Raw genomic sequence first — 20843 nt, 5'->3', positions numbered from 1 at the left:
GTTTCAGAAGCCGACGGAGCGGAGATAGGCGAGACTGGCCCGCGCATCGTCCGCGGGATTGAGCGAAATGGTCGGATCAATGTCCTGTTCCACTGTCGCGGCCCCGTCATAACCGGTTTCCCGCAATGCGGTTGCCAGTCCGGCCCAGTCGACAACGCCCTTGCCCAGCGGGCAGAAAATCTTCTGCTCGATAGCGGTGAGAAACGGAATCTGATCTGCAAGTACGCGTTTGTGGACAACCGGATCGATATCCTTGAAGTGGAAGTAGCGCACGCGATGCGCATGCCGGCGGTAGAAGGCGACAGGATCGATGCCCGCATATGCCATGTGGCCGGTATCAATGCAGATACCGACCCGGCTCGGGTCCAGCCGGTCCAGGACGATCTCGATTTCGTCCTCGAATTCGATGTAGCAGCCAGCATGCTGGTGGATGACAGGCATGACCCCGTGTGCGAGCGCGAGGTCGGCGATGCTATCGATCAGCCCGACAAGATGGTCGAGGCGCTGCGCACCGATTGGCTGAGCGAGGTCACGTCGCCCGGCCGTATTCATCCTTTCCGGCGAGATGTGGTCGATAGTGACAAGGTACTTTCCGCCGGCCGCCGCAAGCAGCCGCACCGTGCGCTCTGCAACGTCGAGCACTGATTCAGCCTTCTCCGGGCTATGCAGATCCTGAAACACGAATCCGGCCATCACCGTAAGGCCGCGGCGATCAAACTCGGGCCGCAGAACCGCAGGATCCGTCGGATAGTAGCCGTAGGGACCGAGTTCGGTGTAACCGTAACCGGCCGCGCCGATCTCATCCATCACACGCGGCCAAGCCGGGTTTTTAGGATCGTCGGCGTAGTCGACCCCCCAGGACACGGGCGCATTGGCAAGTTTGACGAGCATACTGGATATCCTTTGGCTATGCATCCTGCGTCGCCCTGATCGCGGACGAGCGATCCCCCGCATAAATCACATTTTGCATAGCAATGCAATCCGTTCTCTTCGCTTGCCGACGGAGTTCCTTGGATGCGCTCGCTCCCAAGCGAGTTCTGATACATTATCTGGTGGGCATCGCTGAGACGAATAAGTGCAATGAAAACAATTATTTGTATTGAAGCTGGTTGACGCTTGGCGGCCCGCGTCTCTGCCCGGTGATTAAGGCATCAGGCCAGAGCGCTGGCGATTGGCTCTATGCGTTCGGCCATGCAGGAGCGCAATCGGGTACTTTATTCCGAAAAGGCGCACCCAAGAGCCGACAGAAATTCAGAGATTGGGTCCATCAGGGAAGCCCTGCGGCGATATATCGTTTTTTTACAATGCGTTGGGAGGAAAATTGCGGTTGCTCAGCATAGCAATGCAAGATTCTTGTTGCATTGCTATGCAAATTGGCGTTTGGTGATGGGCACCCCGTCCGTGGCGGGTGGTTTTCATGACCAGGGAGGAAGCCATGCTAAAGAATCTGATGAGAAAGCTTGCACTCGGCTTAGGCGTACTGTCGCTGTCGGGATCTGCCTCGTTCGCCGGAGACCTTGGGAACGTCTATGTCGGCGTCGGGAGCGCGTCCAGCGAGTACTGGGCAGCATTTATCGAGGGGGCAAAGGCGGTCGCCGGATCGAAGGGCAAGGACGTCAATGTTATCGTCAGCGACTTCAACGGGCAGAAACTGCTGGAGCAGTTCGGGGCCGTGTTCGCGACCGGCTGCGAGGGGTGCGCGATCGCCGTCGACCCCGCGTCCAACGCCTTCACCAAAGCGATTGTGGAGCGGGCGCGAGACGCCGGCGCCAAGATCGTCAATCTCTGGAATCGCCCCGACGAGATTCATCCGTGGGATACGGCGCCGGACGCCTGGGTCGCCAACATCTCGTTCGACGGCGTCGATTCCGGCTATCGGAACGGCATGGAACTGTGCAAGGCGCTCAACGGGAGGGGCAACATCGCTGCCCTTCAGGGCATACCGGACAATCCGCCGGCCAAGCAGAGGCTCGCCGGGCTCGAAAAGGCGGTTGCCGAATGCCCGGGGCTGAAACTCGTCGATGTCCAGGTCGGAAACTGGGATCAGACCCAGGGCCAAAGCATCACACGAGCCTGGCTTACCAAATACGGCAGCGACCTCAAGGGTATCTTCTCTGCCAATGACGGCATGGCTCTCGGCGCAGTAGCGGCGCTACGGGAACAGGGCCTTGCCGGCAAGGTTCTCGTCACGGGTTCCGACGGTTCAAGCGATGTCATGCAGCTTATCAAGTCGGGTGAGATGCTCTCGACGATGTACATAGATGGCTATGTCCAAGGCGCAACGGCCACAGCACTGGCCGTTGGCGTGATCACCGGCGACATCGACCTTGCCAAACTGAAAGAAGAGCAACGCGATTTCTACCTGTCCCAGACCCTGGTCAACAAAGACAATGTCGAGGCGATCCTCAACGGCAAGCACGTTGCAGCCGACTATAGCTACGACAAGGTGAAGGCCAATTTCTGGGCGGCCTCGGTCGGTCAGATCCCCGCCGGTGCCAACAAGTAAGCTGGAACTGGTCGGTCATGACACTCACGCAAAACGCGGGCATCGAAGCCTCCCCGTACAAAGGTGCGGGGAGGCTAGCGGGCCAGCCAAAGGTCGCATCGAGGCTTCGATTTCCGCTCAAGGAACTCGGCCCGGTTGCCACGCTTGCAGTTCTCGTCCTGGTCTTCTCGCTGGCAAGCGCGCAGTTTCTGTCAGCCAGCAACCTGAAGGTCGTTCTTGAATCGAGCGCGATCCCGGTTGTCCTCGTCGTGGGCCTCTCCTTCATCCTGATCCAGGGTTCCATCGACCTGTCGATCGAAGGCGTGATGGCAGCATCGAGCATGCTGGTCTCGCTGCTCATCGCCAACTCTGTGACAGGTTTCGATCTGGGCTGGTGGGCCATTCTGGCGGGCGCCTGTCTTGGCTCAGCGTTTGGCCTGGTCAATGGTCTCGTCTACACATTTCTGCGGCTACCGTCCCTGATCGTCACACTCGCAACCTGGTTTGTCGGACTGGGTATCGCCACATTGCTCTTTCCGGGTAGGCAGCCACAAATTCTTGATGAACGGCTGACGCGTCTGGCACTGGACAAGAGCCTTGGCGTTTCCGCCCTGGTTTTTCTGGCGCTCGCGGTTGCAGTATTTGGCTGGCTTCTCCAGACCTATACCCAGTTCGGGCGAATGTCCTACGCCATCGGCCGCGACGAAAAGGCCACGAGGCAGTCAGGACAGCATGTCCGCTTTCACAAGATCCTGGCTTTCGTGCTTATGGGGCTCATGTCCGGCGTTGGCGGCGTCATGATCTCTGCGCAGCTCGCCGTCGGCAATCCCGCAGCCGGGGAGGGCTTCCTGTTCCCGGCAGTCAGTGCCGCCGTGATTGGCGGAACGCTTCTCAGTGGCGGCACGGGCGGCGTACTCCAGTCGATCATCGGGGTGTTCATTCTCGAGGTTCTGCGCAACGGCATGATCCAGCTTGGAGTCGACCCCTACCTGCGCCATGTGGCCGAGGGCCTCACCATCATCGCAGCCCTGGTCATTGGCAACTGGAGCCTTCGTGGGCGGCTGAGGATCGTGAAATGACCCCGGTTCTCGCTGCAACAAACATTGGCAAGACCTATCCGGGCGTGCGTGCCTTGCACGATGTGAGCGTAGAGTTGCGCCAGAACGAGGTTCTCGGCCTCATTGGCCAGAATGGTTCAGGCAAGTCGACGCTTCTGAAAATCCTTTCAGGGATGGAGCAGCCGACCACCGGGAAGATTCGCCTGCGTGGCGTTGACACCATCGTCAGGTCGCCGCTGGCTGCGGCGAGCATGGGCATCGGGCTGGTCCATCAGGAGCAGTCGCTTATCCCCAATCTCACGGTTGCCGAGAATATCTTTTTCGACAAGCCGTCGCCGCACCGTCGCTTCGGTATCTACAACTGGAGAGGTCTCAATCGGGAAGCTGCCCGACAGCTCGCAAAGCTTGAGTGCGATATCCCTCCCGACATCAAGGTCGACGCGCTGAGCTTTCCGGACCGGCAGATGGTCGAGTTCGCCAAGGTGCTTGCAATCGAGGAACTGATAGATCAGCCGCTTGTCATCCTGTTTGACGAACCAACGTCGCTGCTCAGCCCATCTGAGGTCGAAGATCTGTTTCGCCAGATCAGGCGACTGCGAGCGCGCGCATCGGTCGTTTTTGTATCTCACCGGATGGAAGAGGTCCTGGAAATCTCCGACCGCGTTCACGTCATGGTCAATGGCGAGAATGTCGCGGAAAGAACGCAGGACACCACGAGCCACGAGGAGCTCTACCATCTGATGGTCGGCTCCCGACGCTCCGACGACTATTATCAGGAGAGCGGTCGCGAGCCGGTCGAGGCGTTCGAGCCGCGGCTGGTGGTCGCCGGTCTCACCGCGCCGGGCAGGTTTCGCGACGTATCTCTCTCGGTCAGGTCAGGCGAGATCGTGGCCGTCACCGGTGTGGCAGGCTCGGGTGCCGAAACCTTCTGTCGTGCCATCTTCGGCGCCGAGGACGGTGTGGTTGGCAGCGTCAAGGTCGCCGGCCACGAACTGGGTTTATCCGCAATGCCCGATGAAGCGATACGCGCCGGGATCGGGTATGTCCCTGCCGAGCGGAAACTTGAGGGTGTCATAGTCGGACGCACCGTCCTCGAAAACATCATTCTCACCTTCGGCCCGCAGATGGGACGGATCGGCCTGATCAACCGGAAAAAGGAAACGGCGCAAGCGCTTTCCTGGATCAACCGGCTCAAGGTCAAGACGCCTTCACCCGTCGAATATGTCGAGCGGTTGAGCGGGGGCAACCAGCAGAAGGTTTCTCTGGCCAAATGGCTGATGTCGGATCGTCTCCAGGTGCTCATCCTCGATCACCCGACGCGTGGCCTTGATCCTGGCGCCAAGGCCGATCTCTTCGGCGTCATGAGGGAACTCGCCCGCCAGGGGCTGGCGATTGTCTTCGTCTCGGAAACTCTCGAGGAGACGCTGGGTATGGCGGACACCGTGATCGTCATGCGTGATGGCGAAGTGTCGGCCAAATTTGAAGACCTTTGCCTGCACAAGCCAAGGCCCGAACAAATTGTCGAGGCGATGGTATGAGTGGAGATAGCCCAGAAATTCGCGCTGGCCAGGTTGGCGAACAGAACGCATCCATCAGGCGAATTGAAATTGCCCGTCAGCTCAGGTCAATCGCTGTTCCGGCTATCGCGCTTGCCGGACTGTTCTCGACCATCGCGTGGGTCCAGCCCAAACTCCTGTCACTGCGGGCACTTGCCGGACTGACAACAGACGCCGCGCCGCTGCTCATGCTGGTCATGGGCAGTGCTGTCGTCATCCTGCTCGGCGGTATCGACCTGTCTGTCGCGACCATGGCTTCGTTTGCGGCGGTCGCCTTCGTCATGTTCAATCCGGCCCTGGGGGAATTCGCTTTTGTCGCGGTGCTCGGGCTTGCCGGCCTCGTTGGCGCGCTACAGGGTTATGTTCACCACCGGGCCCAGATTCCGTCGTTTGTCGTAAGCTTCGGATCGCTGGGGATGCTCTACGGGATCACCCACTTCATCTCGAACGCTACCGCCGCCCCATTGTCGCAACCATCCGCCATCATCTCGTTCTTCGGCAGCCGCACGGGCGGGTTGCCGAACGGAGTGATTGTGGTTGTCATCTCGGCCGCCATCCTCGGCGCGCTGTTCCGGTTTACCCGTCTTGGCCGCGAGATCTTTGCAGTCGGTGCCTCAGAACGGGCGGCCCTTCTGTCGGGCGTCAAAACCCTGCGCGTGAAGGTATTGGCCTTCGCTATTTCAGCGATCTGTGCATCTGTCGCCGGTCTGCTCCTGCTCGGGCAGACCGGATACAGCTCGCCTGCAATGGCGAACAACTACCTCCTTCCGGCGATCGTCGGTGTGGTGGTTGGTGGCACTGCCATTTCGGGAGGCATAGGGGGTATTGCCTGTGCCCTGGTTGGCGGACTCATCGCCGGACTGGTGCGCATCGGCACTGTCATCGTCGGGCTCAATCCCGCCTACCAGAACATCGTTTTCGGCGTGGTCATAGTCATTGCAGTCGCCATAACGATCGATCGCGAGAAGATTGGCATCATCAAGTAAAGCGTCGGAAAGAAGGGGAACACATGCCAGGACGTAAGCGGCTGCAACTGGCACTTTTCGGCGCCGGACGGATGGGCTCGATTCACGCCGCCAACATTGCCACGCATCCTCGTGCGGTGCTCGCCGCAATCGTTGATCCGAATATCGAAGGTGCCCGCGCCCTCGCGGAAACATTTCAGTCGCACGTGCGCTCGGCAACCGACGTGTTCGACGATCCTGCCGTCGACGCTATCGTCATTGCCAGCGCCGCCTCTACGCACCCCGAACTGATTGACCAGGCGTTGGCTCGCGGCAAGGCCGTCTTCTGCGAGAAGCCACTGGCGCGTGATCTCGACACCGTTCGTTCGCTGGTTGCCGCGGTCGAAGTGGCGGGCACACCGTTCCTGCTGGCGTTCAACCGACGCTTCGACCCGGGCTTCGCGTCGCTGGCCTCGCGACTGCGCGAGGGCAAGGCAGGAGCCCCGGAACTGGTGCTGCTCACCAGCCGCGATCCCCGTCCGCCGCCGATCGACTACATCGTGGCTTCAGGCGGCATCCTTCGCGAAACCACCATTCATGACATTGACATGGCGCGATGGCTGACCGGCGAGGAACCGGATAGTGTCTATGCCGTCGGTGCGGCGCGCACGGACCCGCGGATCGCTGCGGCCGGACATGTCGACACCGTCATGGTTACCCTGACGATGCCTTCGGGGACGCTCGTTTCGATCAACAATTCCTTGCGATCTGCCTATGGCTATGATCAGCGCGCGGAGATTCATGGAGCGGGCGGTATGCTCCAGCTCGGCAATGTTTTGTCTACCCCGGTCACTGCCTGGAACGCCGACGGCGGGTCATCCGACAGGCCGCAGCCCTTCTTTCTCGAACGTTACGCGGACGCCTATCGGCGGGAGCTCGACTATTTCGTGAACCGCCTGGAGGAAGGAGGCGCCATGTCGCCTGGTGCCGCAGACGGTCTGAGAGCGCTCGAGATTGCCGAGGCAGCTGAAGAGTCCATGAGGTCGGGACTTGCGATTAAGCTCTCCTGAACCCCACGACCTTTGCGTGGAAAGCGCCGCGCCGAACCATCCAGAAGAGGCGAGGGCTATCAACCCTCCACCTCCTGCCACTGGCGCGTTGCAGCGGCTTTCACGGTCGCTTCTATGACCGCGTTGATATGAGCCGCTTCGGCAAAACTCGGCGACGCTGAAGTGTCGTTCTTCTGGATTGCCTCAATAAGACGTCGGGCCGTGATCACGAATGCTTCGCCATAGCCGAGACCTTGCCCTTGCGCATACCAGAATGGCTCCGCTTCGGGATGGATGCCGCCGATCATGATGCGACGGAAGCCGCTTCGATCCTTTTGCTCGGCCTCGGTGTATAGATGGATTTCATTGTTGCGCTCCCAACTGAACGACAGCGCCCCCTTGGAGCCGATCAGCGTGAAGGCGAGGTCGCTCTTGTGCCCGGTTGCGGCCCAGCATGAATGAATCGACCCCGTTGCCCCCGACCTGAATTCCACCAGTGTGGTCATCATGTCGTCGACAGTGACATTCCGCATGGCCGCTCCTTCAGCCCGCAGCGGAAAATACGTTCGCGAGGATGCCGCAACGCGGGCAATGGGACCGACCAGCGCCACGGCAATATCGGAAATGTGAGATCCGAGATCGCCTCCAGCGCCGGCGCCGGCTCGGGCGCTGTCGAACCGCCAAGCGTAGGGCAGCTCCGGGGCGTTGGCATAGTCCTGGAAGAAGTGGCCTTCGAAGTGACGCAATTCGCCGAGTTCGCCGCTCTCCACCAGCTTCCTGGCAAATTGCACCGCCGGCCAGCAGCGGTAGACGAAATTCACCATGTTGACTTTGCCTGACCTGCTGGCAGCCTCTGCCATCCGTTTTGCAGAGGCAGCCGAACTGGCGAGTGGCTTTTCGCAGAAGACATGTTTTCCATTGGCGAAGGCGTCGCTGGCGATCTCCTCATGGCTGTCATTGGGCGTAATGATGACCACGACGTCTATGTCGTCGGCGCGGGTAATCTGCTTCCAGTCTGTCGTTGCTTCTGCCCATCCCCACCGGCGTGCACTTTCCTCCGCAAGACGTGCATCGATGTCGGCCAGGCGAACCATCTCGATCCGCGGCATGTTCGGCCAGAGGAAGCCTTCGATGTTCCGCAGCGCCAGGCTGTGGGTCTTGGCCATATAGCCGGATCCTACAATACCGAATTTCAAGCTTTTCACGTTTGGTCTCCTGGGTCTGCTCTGAAGTTCATCGGATGGAACGCCCGCCGTCGACGGGGATGGCGAGGCCGGTCATGAAGCTTGCGTCGTCGCTTGCGAGGAAGGCGACCACCGAAGCCACTTCCTCGGGCCTGCCGACCCGGCCGATAGGATGTTTCGACACAACTGCCTGGGTGGCCGCATCAGGATCTTGCGCCGCTCCCAGCCAGGACGTCACCATGCGCGTGCCGATGGCCGCCGGACAGATCGCGTTCACGCGGATCCTGTCACGTGCCAGGTCAAGCGCCAGCGACGCCGTTAGGGTGGTTATCCCGCTCTTCGATGCGCTGTAGGCGATCATGTTCTCGGTACCGCGGATGCCGGTGATCGAACCGACATTGACGATGGCGCCACCACCTGCGGTTCTCAACCGGGGAACCGCTGCGCGGCAACCAAGGAAAACGCTCGTCAGATTGGTGTCGATCATTTCATGCCAGAGTTCGAGACTCGTCTCCTCGACGCCTCCGCTTGCGCGTGCCCCTGCGTTGTTCACCAGAACGTCCAGATGGCCGAAGCGCTCCACTACTGCGTGGACGGCCTGTTCCCACGCATCGGATGATGTGACGTCGAGGTAGACCGAAAAAGCGCCGTCCACATCTACCGATGACGGGTCACGCCTGTGCGCCGCGGCCACCTGGCCGCCTTCACGCTGGATCCTGCGTATGGTCTCCAGCCCGATGCCCGTCGATGCGCCGGTAACCATCACGACCTTGCCGTCGAAGCGCTTCATGGGGCCGCTTTGCATAGCTTTTCAATTTTCATCTTCTCTTGCGCCGTTTTTTGCCTTAGAAGCGATCATCTGGCTCCCCAGAACGACAGCACAGCCTCACTCAGAACCCAAAATGCATAGCTAGTCAAGATTCAGGAACACAGAAAAATGGCTCAGACAGTCTCACTCACCGCTGCGCAGGCGGTCGTCCGTTTCCTCAAGTCGCAATATTCAGACTATGACGGACTGCAGGAACGTCTGATTGGCGGCATGTTTGGGATCTTCGGACACGGCAACGTCGCCGGCATGGGTGAGGCCCTTGAAGAGTATGGCGACGATCTGCCCTTCTACCAGGCGAAGAACGAGCAATCGATGGTTCACACCGCCATGGGCTATGCCAAGGCAAAAAACAGGCGCGCCACGCTTGCCTGCTCAGCCTCGATCGGTCCAGGCTCGACCAACATGCTCACAGGGGCGGCGACGGCCACGATCAACCGGATCCCGGTGCTGCTGCTGCCTTCTGACATCTTCGCGCACCGCAGGCCCGGGACGGTCCTTCAGCTTCTCGAACATCCACTCGAAGCTGATCTGTCGGTCAACGATGCATTCCGGCCGCTGTCCCGGTTCTTCGACCGGATCTCGCGCCCTGAACAACTGCTGACAGCATTGCCGGAGGCCATGCGCATCCTTGTCGACCCGGCAAATACGGGCGCCGTCACCATTTCACTTCCGCAGGATGTCCAGGGCGAGGCGTTTTCCTGTCCGGCAGGTTTCTTCGACAGGCGCGTATGGCGTGTGCGCCGGGCATGTCCGAATGCAGACGAGATTGCTCGTGCCGCGGATCTGATGGCGCACTCCAGTCGGCCGCTGATCATTGCCGGTGGGGGAGTCCGGTATGCCGCGGCCGAAGCCGAGCTTGTGGCTTTCTGCAACCGTTTCGGCATCCCTGTCATGGAAACCTTCGCCGGCAAAGGCGTTTCGCAGGGTGCATCGCTGCTTCTGGGAGGCGGCGGCACGACGGGAACGGGGGCGGCGGCGCGGGTTGGCGAAAAGGCCGATCTGGTGATTGCAATAGGCACACGCCTCACGGATTTTACCACGGCATCCCGGTCGCATTTCAACAGCGAGACCCGCTACCTCTCACTCAACGTCAACGCACAGGATGCCTACAAGATCGGTGCAGAGCCCGTTGTCGCTGATGCCAAACTCGCCCTTGCAGCGCTTGGCGAGGCGCTGGCGGGCAGAGGCTATGCAACCACTCACAGCTTCCGAAACGAGGTTCGTGGCGTGGTCGATACATGGCTGGAAGACTATCGCACATCCATTTCGCACGAGCAGGGAGCGCCTCTCAAGCAGGGAACGATCATCGCCATGGTCAACCAGGCGGCCGTGAAGGGTGATGTGGTGATTGCCGCCGCCGGTACGCCACCAGGCGAGATCATGAAGGCCTGGGATAATTCGGCCGGCAGCGAATGCTTCATCGAATTCGGCTTTTCGTGCATGGGTCACGAGATACCGGCCGGGCTGGGTGTTGCAATCGCACGGGAAAACAAGGGCACTGTGTTCGTTGTGATCGGAGACGGCACCTATCTCATGGGGCCGACCGAACTGGTGACAGCGGTCCAGGAGGGTGCCCGCCTGGTCACAGTGGTCATCGAGAACTGGGGATTCCAGTGCATCAGGGCGCTTCAGCAGGCCAGCACAGGCGCAGACAACTTCGGCAATGAATTCCGCCGCCGCTCGGCCGAGGGGCGCCAGCCAGACGGCGACTATCTCGACGTCGACTACGCCGCAAACGCGCGATCGATGGGCTGCGCGGTGTTTTCCGCTTCCGATCCAGACGGCCTTGCGGAAGCGCTCGCTCAGGCCAGGACAGTCGACGGTCCCGCCGTGATCGTGGTGAAGGCCGAGAAACGGGGCGGTTCGATCGGGGCCGATCTGTGGTGGGAGGTCGGCGTCGCTGAAGTTTCCGGCCTGGAACGGGTCCGCGAGGCGCGCAGGCGCTACGAGACCGGTCGCGCCAGGCAGAAGACGCTGGTCTGACCGGAGGGAATCGATGTCCCAGCTGATCGAAGTGCTGCCGGTACAGATGGAGCTTGGCGAGTGTCCGTTGTGGGACCACCGCCGGAACCGTCTCTACTGGGTAGACATCATGCGCTGCACGCTTTTCGAGCTCGACTGGCTGTCTCGTGCGATGCGTACCTGGCCGCTGCCGGCGCTGGGCGGCGGTCTGGCGCTGCTCGGCGCCGATGAAATCCTGGTCGCCGCCCAGACCGGGCTTTTCCGCTTCAGTCCTGCCAGCGGGCAGTACCAATATTTTCTGCATCCTGAAGTGGGCATGCCGACGAACCGGCTGAACGAAGGCAAGGCGGATCCTGCGGGCAATTTCTGGATCGGGTCCATGTCAACCCTCGGCAGGCGGCCGGAAGGCTGCCTCTACTTGGTCTCTCCCGCCGGCGAGACCCGACGGATGCTCGACGGAATCCACGTTCCCAACGCCCTGGTCTTCCTTCCCGGGGACGAGGTCATTTTTACCGACAGCCATCTGAAGGTGATCTGGCGCTACAATCTCGATCCGCACAGCCGAGAGCTTGGCGGGCGCCAGGTGTTTGCTGATGACACCGCGCTGGAATCGATACCCGACGGCGCGGTCGCCGACACAGAGGGCAACATCTGGAACGCCAAGTTCGGCGGAGGGCGGATCGCCGTCTACGGGGGGCAGGGGCGTCCAGCAGACGAACTGCTCCTTCCAGCCACGCAGGTAACATCCTGCGCGTTCTGCGGTCCCGATCTCGACCACCTTGCGGTGACAACCGCCAAACGGCTGCTCGACGATGAACAGAGACGGGCCCAGACCGAGGCCGGCAACCTGTTCATCTTCAGGCCGGGTGCAACCGGTCTGCGGGAACCGGTCTGCCGGATGTGACCGGTCTGCCGGATGGGACCGGGCGTCCGCCGGCCATTCCGGCGCGACGGACCCGCGGAAGCCGGTGCTAGCGGATACCCCGCCTTACGCCGTCTTCCGCAGCATCAACATTGGAAGCGTCGACGATGGCCGGGCCGGTGTAGATGTCGTCAGCCATCGTGAAGCCCTGGGCCACGTGCAGCCACATCTGCTGCACCGAAAGATATCCCTGCAGATATTGCTGGCTGTCGATCGTCGCGACAATGTCGCCAGACCGGATGCCATCGATCTGCGGCTGGGCAACATCGAACGTCATGTGGGCCCACTGACGTTCGTGGGGGACCAGTTTACGGGCGTCGATAACCGCCTGTGCTCCTGGAGGACCAAGTGTGAGCACAGCGTCCACGCCGGTGTTTTCGGTCAGATATTCTGCGACGGCCCGCGCACAGGCCTCCGCATCGCCGCCAGGCACACGCAGCCGGTCTGACCTCAAGCCCTTTGCCCCGAAAGCCTGTTCGAAACCCTGATAGCGATCGGAATGGCAGATGTGGTCATGCAGGTAATGATCCACGCACATCCCGCTTTTCGGCGAAAGCTTGCCGATCAGATAGTTGCCAGCCAGACGTCCGGCATTGGTATCGTCGCCGCCAATGTAAAACAGATAGGGAATGCGTTCGCCTTGCGGTCGCGGGTCCCTGGCGTTGATTGCTATGACCGGTATGCCCCGCTGGATGACGGCACGAAGTGGCGCGTCGACCGCTTCCACGCGCGGAATGGTGGAGATGATGCCATCCGGCTGCGCATGCATGGCTCCCTCGATAAGGCCTGCCTGGATTTCGGGCGAAAATTTGCCAGGTCTCAGGTGCTCGACATCGACATCGTATCGCTCCGCAGCGTCCATAAGCCCCCTGCGGAAGACATCCCAGAACACGTCGCCGAGGATATCGTGGGTGATCGCATAGAACTTCAGGCGCTTAGGTCGCATCTCGACAAAACCACAAATGCATAGCTATTCATTTGTCCCTGTGCTACATGCCTGCCACTTGAAAATCAATCGAAAAGTTGACCCATGCGCAAGTACCGGATCGTCATTGTGGGAACCGGAAGAATAGCTGCAGTGCACGCCCGCGCCGTTCACCGCAATCCGTCGCTGGAACTCGCCGGCTTCGTCGATACCCTTGCACCGGGCAGTCTGCCGTCAGACTGGGGCCTACCTTGCTTCCCCACGCTGGGCGAGGCTGCAGGGGCGGTAGTGCCCGACGCTATCGTCGTCGCCTCACCGACAGACACGCATGTCAGCTATCTGGCGATGGCCTTCACTCTCGGTCTGCCTGCATTGTGTGAAAAGCCCGTTGCCCGTGATCGCCGCTCCATCGAGGCGGCAATTGACCTTGTGGGCAGATCCGGCCTTCCGGTCATACTCGGATTTCACAGGCGCTTCGATCCAATGCGGCGTGAAGTCCGGAACCGAATAGCCGCCGGCGACATCGGCAAAATCGAGCATATCCTCCAGCTAAGCCGCGACATATCCCTGCCGGATCGGACCGTCACGGCGCATCAGGGCGGTATCGTTGCTGATATGGTGGTCCATGACCTTGACGAACTCCTCTGGCTGGTAGGACGCCAGCCTGACCACCTTCACGCCCGCCTGGACAGGAACGTCGACCCCGGCCTTGCTGAGATCGGGGACCACGACACCGTGTCGCTGCAGCTGGAATGGGATGATGGTCCGGTAGGCCATATCTCGGCGACCCGACGGGCCGATCTGGTGGAACGCGTGGTTGAGGGCGCACGACAATAGGACGTGTCGTCGCCTCGACCTACACCCGACCCGTTCACCCCGTATCCACAACTGCGACCGTGACATTGTCGATGGCGCTCTTTGTCGCTAACCTGCCGGCTTGTGCATTGCAATTCAGCAGCGGAGTCGGGTGTGCGGCAGGACAATGAAAACGGCAGCAAGCAGCCGACGTTGCTAGATGCGGCTGGCGGTCCGGACGGCCGCGGCAGGCTGCAGCCGTCTTCGATCGACGTGGCACGTCTGGCCGGAGTGTCGCAGTCGGCAGTATCGCGTGCCTTTACCCCCGGGGCCAGCGTCAGCAAGAAGACGCGCGAGAAAGTAATCGCGGCGGCGCGTGAACTTGGCTACCAGCCAAGCATCCTTCCACGCATCCTGGTAACGCATCGCTCGCAGCTGATCGCCATTGTCATTGGCGGAATGTACAACCCCTACTACGCCAACATCTTCGAGCAGTTCACCCGCCAGTTTCAGGCGCAGGGCTACCAGGTCCTGGTGTTTTTCGTCGATCACAACGAGTACTTCGACGCAGCCATTCCCCTGATCATGCGCTATCGCGTCGACGGCATCATATCGGCGCTTTCCATAATGTCCAAAGACGCTGCTGACGAATGCGCCCAGATGCGTATTCCCATCGTCCTGCTGAACGGACGGCAGCAGAACAAATGGGTTTCCGCCGTCTGCTGCGACAATGTCGAAGGCGGCAGGCTGATTGCAAATCTCCTGTTCCAGAAGGGCGGAACGCGATTCGCCTACATCGCCGGTAACGAAACGCTCGCCAATACCGATCGCGAGCAGGGATTTGTCGGGCGCCTGAAAGAGCTGGGTGTCGAGGATGTCGAGATCGTAAAAGGCAATTTCCACTACGAGGGCGGCTATGAAGCCGCCCGTACCCTGTTTGCGGGAGAGAGCCCGCCTGACGCGGTGTTCTGCGCAAACGACCTGACTGCCATTGGGGCAATGGAATGCGCCCGCGTCGAGTACGGCCTGCGCATTCCCGAAGACGTCATGATTGCCGGCTTTGACGATGCGACATTTTCGAACTGGCCGTCCTATTCATTGACCACAGTCCGCCAGAATGGAGCGGAAATGGTTGACGCAGCCATCGCCGCGCTCAAGCTGCGCTGGCAGGAGGGCACTGCCGGCGGTGGTAGATTGCGCCTCGTTCCCGGAACGCTTTGCGAGCGAAAATCAACCGCACGCTAGCCCCGGACGTCTGCCAGTTCCGCCGGTTCGCTCGTTTCTATCTGGCATGGCATCGTGAACTGCCCAATTCTTTGCAGCTGGCACCCCGGTAGCGGCAAATCCTTCATGCATTTCAGGTTTCAGCTTGACTTTGCATAGCTATTCATATTTTAAGATCACACGCTCGACAGGATCGGTTGGCAGCGGACGAAAGTGCAGAAACAGGACCTCGGAATGGCCGGATCGAACGAAATTGGCATTGGCATGATCGGCTACGCCTTCATGGGCAAGTCACATACGCTTGGCTACCGCGATGTGCCTCTCATTGCTCCGGAGGCCGTGCCACGCCCAAGGCTGGTGTCGCTCTACGGGCGCGATGCGCAAAAACTCGAAGCAGCCAGAAATCGGCTGGGATGGGAACAGGGTGTCACTGACTGGCGCGATATCGTGGCCGACGACAGGATCCAGCTGTTCGACAATTCAGGTCCAAATGCGCTGCATGTCGAGCCGACAATCGCTGCAGCTCGAGCCGGCAAGCACGTGTTTTGCGAGAAGCCGCTTGGCCCAACTGCAGATGACGCCTTTGCGATGTGGGATGCAGCCCACTGGTCAGGCGTCAAGCATATGTGTGCCTACAACTATCGCTTTTTTCCGGCGCTGCAGCTCGCACGCGAGATCATCCAGTCCGGCGAGATCGGCGAAATCCTTCATTACCGGTCGCAGTTTCTCGTCTCCTCGTCTCTCGACGAAAAACGCCAGAAAAGCTGGCGCGATGACAGGCAGGCCGCAGGTGCGGGAGCGCTCGGCGATCTCGGAGCGCATCATATTGATCTCTCACGCTTCCTGATGGATGCTGACCCAACGACCGTGCAGGCCGTGACGCGAATAAAGGTCGGCGCTGCAAGCGATGGCGGCCGGATCGAGACGGACGACCAGTTTGCAGCATTGTTCGACTATGACAACGGCGCGCTCGGCGTCGTCGAGGCGTCACGGGTCGCTGGCGGTCATCTGGTTACAAGCAGGATCGAAGTCGACGGCTCAAAAGGGTCGATAGCGTTTTCAATGCAGCGTCTCAATGAGCTGCGTGTTGCTGGGGCCGACAAGGCCTTCCGGACAATTCCGGTCATGCGAAGCGCTGATCCCTACCAGTCAAACTGGTTTCCGCCAGGCCATCCGCTTGGTTGGGTAGACACATTCAGCCACGAGGCCGTTCACATTCTGGGTGCGATTGCCGGGTTGCACGAGGTCGCTCCGATCGGAGCAACGTTCCGCGATGGCTACTACTGCTCCGAAATCATCGATGCAGCGATCAGGGCCGCCAGCCTCGGTCAGCGCGTCAACATCTCCTACCGAAGCGTGGTCGAGTGAAGGGATAGTCTGATGCGTATCTTCATCAGCTGGCCGGGCTTCGATCGCGCCGGCGCGACCACAGGCAGACGCCTCCTGGAGGCCGGCCATGAACTGGTCCTCGCGCCGAAGCTTGGCGTTCGGACGCCGGACGAATTGACGCATCTGGCGGCAGGTTGTGCCGCTGCAATCGTCAGCACGGATCCATTCACGGCCGAGGTCCTTCGCGCGCTTCCGGATTTGCGGATAATTGCCCGGGTCGGCGTCGGGTTCGATTCGGTCGATCGCGCCATGGCTGATGAACTGGGAATTGCAATTTCAATCACCCCGGGCATGAACGCCGAGACCGTGGCAGACCACACGCTGGCGCTCATCCTTTCGGCCGTTCGCAAGATTCCCCAGCAGGACAACTCGGTCAAGGCCGGCCGCTGGGAGCGCGTAGGCCCACTGACGCCCGGCGAACTGCCGGGCAAAACCGTTGGACTTGTTGGCGCCGGCACCATCGGGCGCGCAGTGGCGCGCAGACTTGCCGGTTTTGGGGTCACAGTCTGCTTTTTCGATGCCCAGGTCGACGCGCTTGCCGGCGCCGAAAAGGTTGCCAGTTTCGAAGAGCTTCTGAGCCGTTCAGATATCGTCAGCCTCCATGTTCCCCTCATCGCGGAGACCAATCACCTCATCGATGCCAGCGCAATTGCCCGGATGAAGCCCACGGCCATTCTGGTGAATACATCCCGCGGCCCCGTAGTCGATCAAAAGGCGCTTTTCGAGGCTCTGCGGGAGGGAAGGCTGGGCGGCGCGTGTCTCGACGTTTTCGAAACGGAGCCACCCGGCGCCGATACCCTTCGTGACGTCCCCAATCTGGTCTGTGCAGCGCATATGGGTGGCATCAGCCATGAATCCATAGCGCGCATGACTGGGTCGGCAACACAGTCCGTTCTTGAGGTGCTTGCAGGACGAATGCCCGACACGGTCGTCAACCGTGACTCCCTCCGGGGGAGCCAATGAGCGCACATCAGGCCCCTTCGTTTCGCTCGCGACTGCGTTCTGGCGCGCCGCTCATCGGTACGTGGATCAAGACGCCCAGCCGCACTGTGGTTGAAGTCCTTTCGAGCTCGACGCTGGATGTCCTGTGTCTCGATGCCGAGCACGCACCTTTCGATCGTGGCGACCTGGACGGGTCGATCTTCGCTGCCCGTGCTCTCGGTATGCCAGTTCTTGTCCGTCCTGGCACGGCATCGGCCGACAGCCTGCTGAACTGCCTCGATCTGGGTGCCGTCGGGGTGGTCGCGCCCCACATCCGCAGCGGCGAAGAGGCCGACCGGCTGGTCCGCAGCGCCTTGTTCGGTCCTGGTGGGCGCGGCTACGCTGGTTCAACGCGTGCGGCAGGCTACACACGCAAACCGATGGCTGAACACCGGGAGCGCTCCACAGAGGACACGGTGATAGTCGCCCAGATCGAGGACCGGGAAGCTCTCGACAACCTGTCTGACATCATCCGCATCGAACGCCTGGACTGTCTGTTCATCGGCCGGGTTGATCTCACCATTTCGATGGGAGCTGCTTCGCCCAAAGATCCGCAGGTGTTGGAAGCCGTCGATGAAATCTGCCGGAAGGCTGCCGAAGCCGGAATGCGCACGGGCATGTTCGTCTCGGATCTTTCTGAACTTCCTGGCTGGCTGGCACTGGGGTCCAGCCTCTTCCTGCTGTCGAGCGACCAGGCCTTTCTGCAGGAGGGGGCTCGCTCTCTCCGATCCGCATTCGAGATTTCCACCCGCCAGGGCACTGAAACTTCTTTGATGGAACCCAGATCATGAACGTAGCTTTGATAACCGGCGCATCGCGTGGACTGGGTGCCGTCATGGCCCGCTGCATGGCGGCAGATGGCTGGGCAGTGGCAGTCAACTATGCCAGCGACGAAAAAAGCGCCTCACAGGTGGTGCGCACGATCGAGGCGGGTGGGGGGAAAGCATTTGCGGCACGTTTCAGTGTCGTTGACAGAGACCAGCTGCGTATCGGCCTGGATCAGATATGCGACGCTCTCGGACCGGTCGATCTCATCGTGAACAATGCAACGGGACCGCAGCCGGAAATGCCGCTGATGGAGCAGTCGTGGCAGACGTACCTCGACCAGCTCGAGTACTTCGTCAGGGCGCCGCTTGAACTGCTCCAGCTTGTGCTGCCGGACTGGCGCGCCCGCAAGTCCGGCAGGGTCATCAATATCGGCTCGGAGATTGCCGAGCTCGGCAACCCGAATTTCGGCAACTATGCGTCAGCAAAGGGAGCGATGCTGTCAATGACGCGCTCCTGGGCCAAAGAGCTCGCCCCGGAGGGAATAACGGTAAACCTGGTCGCGCCGGGCTGGATTCCGGTAGAACGCCATGCCGGCGTGCCCCAGGCCAGCCGCAGCTGGTACCTCGACCGGACGCCCCTTGGCCATTTTGGCACTCCCGAGGACATAGCCCACATGGTCGCCTTTCTGGCATCGCCGAAAGCGAGTTTTATCACTGGTCAGAAGTTCGCAGTGAATGGTGGTCGGACGCTTCTGTAGGAACCACGCTCCGGCAACTTTCAGATTACAAGGAGGCATCGAGGCGAAGGTCTGAGATGGTCAAACCATTGAAGTCCGGCGTTGTGGGTGTCGGAACAGTAATTGCCGAATCCAATCATATAGTTGGACTTGGATGCTGAGAATGTGATTCAGGCCATGCTCAACAGCTGATTCAAGTGCGGCGCCGGAAACCTCGGGGAAGTGCAAAAGTTGCATCCCGCGTCCCAATGCTTGCCGGTTGCACCTCAGTCCTGCGTCTTGAGGAAGTCCGAGACAGTGCGCATGCAGAGCTCCCGCTCCTCGACATGCGGCATGTGGCTCGAATGCTCGAACAGTACCCATCGAATACCCGGAACGCGCTCCACATAGGGTCGAACTACCTCGGGCGTGGCCTCGTCGTGGCGGCCCGAAATCAGCAGTGTCGGTACCGCGATGTCGGGCAGCCGGTCCTCGATGGTCCAGTCCTTCATCGTGCCGATGACGTGGAATTCGGTCGGGCCGTTCATGTTGCGGTAGACCGTGTTGTCCTCGTCCATGATGGCGAAGGTTCGCGCCACCTCCGGCGGCCATGGGACGACCCGGCAGACATGTCGGTCGTAGAACACGCGCGAGGCTGCTACATATTCAGGATCGGTGATCGTGCCGGCGGCCTCGTGCCGTGTGAGCGTATCCTGGACGTCGGCGGGCAGTTCACGGCGCAGCCGATTGGCCTCGGACACCCAGGTGCGCATGTTGGCCGGCGAGTTGGCGATCACCAGGGCCTTGAGGCCTTCCGGCCGGCGCACGGCATGCTCGGCGCCGAGCATGCCGCCCCAGGACTGGCCAAGGAAGGCGTAGCGATGCTCGATCCCGAGCGACCGCAACAGCGTATCGAGTTCGTCAAGGAACAGGTCGACGGTCCAGAAGTCTGGTCCCTTCTCCGGCAGCCGAGTGGAGTTGCCATTTCCAAGCTGGTCGTAGTGTATCACGGCCCGGCCATCGAGAGCCGCGATGTCCTTGAAAGTGTCGACATAGTCGTAGGTGCAGCCTGGTCCCCCATGGGCGACCACCAGGGGGAGCCTCGGCGAATCTAGGTTGCCGGCGATGCGGTACCAGGTGCGGGAGCCGCGAAACGCGACATGGCCTTCCTTCGCTTCCGTCACGGCGGCTCTCCTCGTTGCGGCGGGCATCGTAGGGCGAGCCTGCCCGAGGCGGCAGCTATGAAAAGTAATAGGGTCTCTTCGTCAGTTGTCGAGCAGGCGGAAATGCGCGGCGCGAACGACGGCCTGCGTTCGGTTCCTAGCGCCCAGCTTCCTGGCGGCGGCCGTGAGGTGCATGACGACAGTAGGAACCGAGCGCCCGATGACGCGCGCGATCTCCTTGGCAGAGAGCCCATGTGCCGAATGGCGGAGACACTCGCGCTCACGCTCGGTCAGCGCCGGCAATCGCGGACTGAGGGCCGAGCGGTTGTAGTAGGCGTAGGCCGCGTCATGGAAGACATGCGCGAGCAGGCCGAACTGGGCGATGCTTCCGGGATCGCGCGGAACATCTTCTCCGGCGCCGAAACGTACCCCGGTGACCGTGGCATAGCCGCCGCGCGGCATATGAATGGGGATCGTCACGCCTCGGGTGAGATCGCGCTCTCGCAGATATCGCGCCACCGGCTCCGTCGTCTCGTTGAGTAGCGCGCGTATTTCCGTGTCGGCTCCATCGTCGTAGTTCCAGGCGAAGGGCCTGGAACTGTGCGCGGCGACGAGTTGCACGGGATCGATGCGGAAGTAGCCGCGATCGCACCAATAGTCGTACATGTCGTCATCGATGTTACGCAGCTTGAGCATCGACGGGATCATGATCGAGCCGTCGAGGTCGTAAGGCACGGGCGTATAGTCGTATATCAAGGCTTCGTAGCCGAGGCCGCGCATCGCTACGAACGCCTCGTCGATGCAACCGTCCAGGGTGCCATGGCGAGCGAAGCGCCGCCTGATCGTGGTGATTTCGTCCAGCATGAGCTCTTCCGCCGACACCCCTCCCGGACC

At 60.9% G+C, this 20843-nt stretch carries 19 protein-coding genes; 13 read left to right on the top strand and 6 right to left on the bottom strand.

Annotation, left to right across the window (positions count from 1 at the left end; genetic code table 11):
* Positions 1-3: 3 nt before the first annotated feature.
* Positions 4-891 carry a TIM barrel protein gene (locus D3227_RS35250; protein ID WP_192183263.1) on the bottom strand — a complete coding sequence of 296 codons (888 nt, stop codon included), beginning with the start codon at positions 889-891 and terminating at the stop codon, positions 4-6.
* Between the two features lie 544 nt (positions 892-1435).
* On the opposite strand from D3227_RS35250, the gene D3227_RS35245 reads away from it, so the two are divergent.
* The 5 genes from D3227_RS35245 to iolG are packed head-to-tail and all read left to right on the top strand — an operon-like array spanning position 1436 to position 7113.
* Positions 1436-2506 carry a sugar ABC transporter substrate-binding protein gene (locus tag D3227_RS35245; RefSeq protein WP_245452052.1) on the top strand — a complete coding sequence of 357 codons (1071 nt, stop codon included), beginning with the start codon at positions 1436-1438 and terminating at the stop codon, positions 2504-2506.
* 17 nt (positions 2507-2523) lie between these two features.
* On the top strand, positions 2524-3564 hold the full coding sequence (locus D3227_RS35240) for an ABC transporter permease (protein ID WP_120018737.1): 1041 nt from the start codon (positions 2524-2526) through the stop codon (positions 3562-3564).
* Positions 3561-5081: a sugar ABC transporter ATP-binding protein gene (locus D3227_RS35235; RefSeq protein WP_120018736.1), complete on the top strand. Its 1521-nt coding sequence runs from the start codon at positions 3561-3563 to the stop codon at positions 5079-5081. Before D3227_RS35240 ends, D3227_RS35235 begins: the two co-directional genes overlap by 4 nt.
* Positions 5078-6085: an ABC transporter permease gene (locus D3227_RS35230; protein WP_120018735.1), complete on the top strand. Its 1008-nt coding sequence runs from the start codon at positions 5078-5080 to the stop codon at positions 6083-6085. The genes D3227_RS35235 and D3227_RS35230 overlap by 4 nt, the downstream gene beginning before the upstream one ends.
* A gap of 23 nt (positions 6086-6108) precedes the next feature.
* Complete coding sequence (gene iolG / locus D3227_RS35225) at positions 6109-7113, top strand: inositol 2-dehydrogenase (protein WP_120018734.1); 1005 nt, start codon at positions 6109-6111, stop codon at positions 7111-7113.
* A 59-nt stretch (positions 7114-7172) separates the two neighbouring features.
* Here the strand turns inward: iolG and D3227_RS35220 are convergent, their stop codons facing one another.
* Together D3227_RS35220 and D3227_RS35215 are read right to left on the bottom strand one after the other, a co-directional pair.
* The gene (locus tag D3227_RS35220) at positions 7173-8297 is read right to left on the bottom strand and encodes a Gfo/Idh/MocA family protein (RefSeq protein ID WP_120018733.1); all 1125 of its coding nucleotides are present in this window, start codon (positions 8295-8297) and stop codon (positions 7173-7175) included.
* A 28-nt stretch (positions 8298-8325) separates the two neighbouring features.
* Positions 8326-9066, bottom strand: a complete 741-nt coding sequence (locus D3227_RS35215) for an SDR family NAD(P)-dependent oxidoreductase (RefSeq protein WP_245452051.1) — start codon at positions 9064-9066, stop codon at positions 8326-8328.
* A 147-nt stretch (positions 9067-9213) separates the two neighbouring features.
* Between D3227_RS35215 and iolD the strand changes: the two genes are divergently transcribed.
* Positions 9214-11088 carry a 3D-(3,5/4)-trihydroxycyclohexane-1,2-dione acylhydrolase (decyclizing) gene (gene iolD, locus D3227_RS35210; protein ID WP_120018731.1) on the top strand — a complete coding sequence of 625 codons (1875 nt, stop codon included), beginning with the start codon at positions 9214-9216 and terminating at the stop codon, positions 11086-11088.
* 13 nt (positions 11089-11101) lie between these two features.
* The gene (locus tag D3227_RS35205; RefSeq protein WP_120018730.1) at positions 11102-11971 is read left to right on the top strand and encodes an SMP-30/gluconolactonase/LRE family protein; all 870 of its coding nucleotides are present in this window, start codon (positions 11102-11104) and stop codon (positions 11969-11971) included.
* Between the two features lie 67 nt (positions 11972-12038).
* Here the strand turns inward: D3227_RS35205 and D3227_RS35200 are convergent, their stop codons facing one another.
* On the bottom strand, positions 12039-12935 hold the full coding sequence (locus tag D3227_RS35200) for a sugar ABC transporter substrate-binding protein (RefSeq protein WP_120018729.1): 897 nt from the start codon (positions 12933-12935) through the stop codon (positions 12039-12041).
* A gap of 84 nt (positions 12936-13019) precedes the next feature.
* On the opposite strand from D3227_RS35200, the gene D3227_RS35195 reads away from it, so the two are divergent.
* The 6 genes from D3227_RS35195 to D3227_RS35170 all read left to right on the top strand — a co-directional run bounded on the left by D3227_RS35195 (position 13020) and on the right by D3227_RS35170 (position 18828).
* Positions 13020-13751: a Gfo/Idh/MocA family oxidoreductase gene (locus D3227_RS35195; protein WP_120018728.1), complete on the top strand. Its 732-nt coding sequence runs from the start codon at positions 13020-13022 to the stop codon at positions 13749-13751.
* 132 nt (positions 13752-13883) lie between these two features.
* Positions 13884-14954 (top strand): LacI family DNA-binding transcriptional regulator, encoded by a 1071-nt coding sequence (locus D3227_RS35190; RefSeq protein WP_167480995.1) that lies wholly within the window; start codon positions 13884-13886, stop codon positions 14952-14954.
* Positions 14955-15167: 213 nt separating this feature from the next.
* Positions 15168-16301, top strand: a complete 1134-nt coding sequence (locus D3227_RS35185; RefSeq protein WP_120018753.1) for a Gfo/Idh/MocA family protein — start codon at positions 15168-15170, stop codon at positions 16299-16301.
* Positions 16302-16313: 12 nt separating this feature from the next.
* Complete coding sequence (locus D3227_RS35180; RefSeq protein ID WP_245452049.1) at positions 16314-17285, top strand: phosphoglycerate dehydrogenase; 972 nt, start codon at positions 16314-16316, stop codon at positions 17283-17285.
* Positions 17282-18094, top strand: a complete 813-nt coding sequence (locus tag D3227_RS35175; RefSeq protein ID WP_120018725.1) for an HpcH/HpaI aldolase family protein — start codon at positions 17282-17284, stop codon at positions 18092-18094. The genes D3227_RS35180 and D3227_RS35175 overlap by 4 nt, the downstream gene beginning before the upstream one ends.
* Positions 18091-18828: an SDR family oxidoreductase gene (locus tag D3227_RS35170; RefSeq protein WP_120018724.1), complete on the top strand. Its 738-nt coding sequence runs from the start codon at positions 18091-18093 to the stop codon at positions 18826-18828. Before D3227_RS35175 ends, D3227_RS35170 begins: the two co-directional genes overlap by 4 nt.
* Before the next feature lie 245 nt (positions 18829-19073).
* On the opposite strand, the gene D3227_RS35165 is transcribed toward D3227_RS35170, so the two are convergent.
* Complete coding sequence (locus tag D3227_RS35165) at positions 19074-19997, bottom strand: proline iminopeptidase-family hydrolase (protein WP_120018723.1); 924 nt, start codon at positions 19995-19997, stop codon at positions 19074-19076.
* A 54-nt stretch (positions 19998-20051) separates the two neighbouring features.
* The gene (locus D3227_RS35160) at positions 20052-20813 is read right to left on the bottom strand and encodes a helix-turn-helix transcriptional regulator (protein ID WP_006206659.1); all 762 of its coding nucleotides are present in this window, start codon (positions 20811-20813) and stop codon (positions 20052-20054) included.
* Between the last annotated feature and the right edge of the window lie 30 nt (positions 20814-20843).

This window comes from Mesorhizobium waimense, assembly GCF_003601975.1.
Lineage (GTDB): Bacteria > Pseudomonadota > Alphaproteobacteria > Rhizobiales > Rhizobiaceae > Mesorhizobium > Mesorhizobium waimense.
The sequence above is the reverse complement of the archived record's forward strand: the minus strand, read 5'-3'. Positions and strand labels throughout refer to the sequence as shown.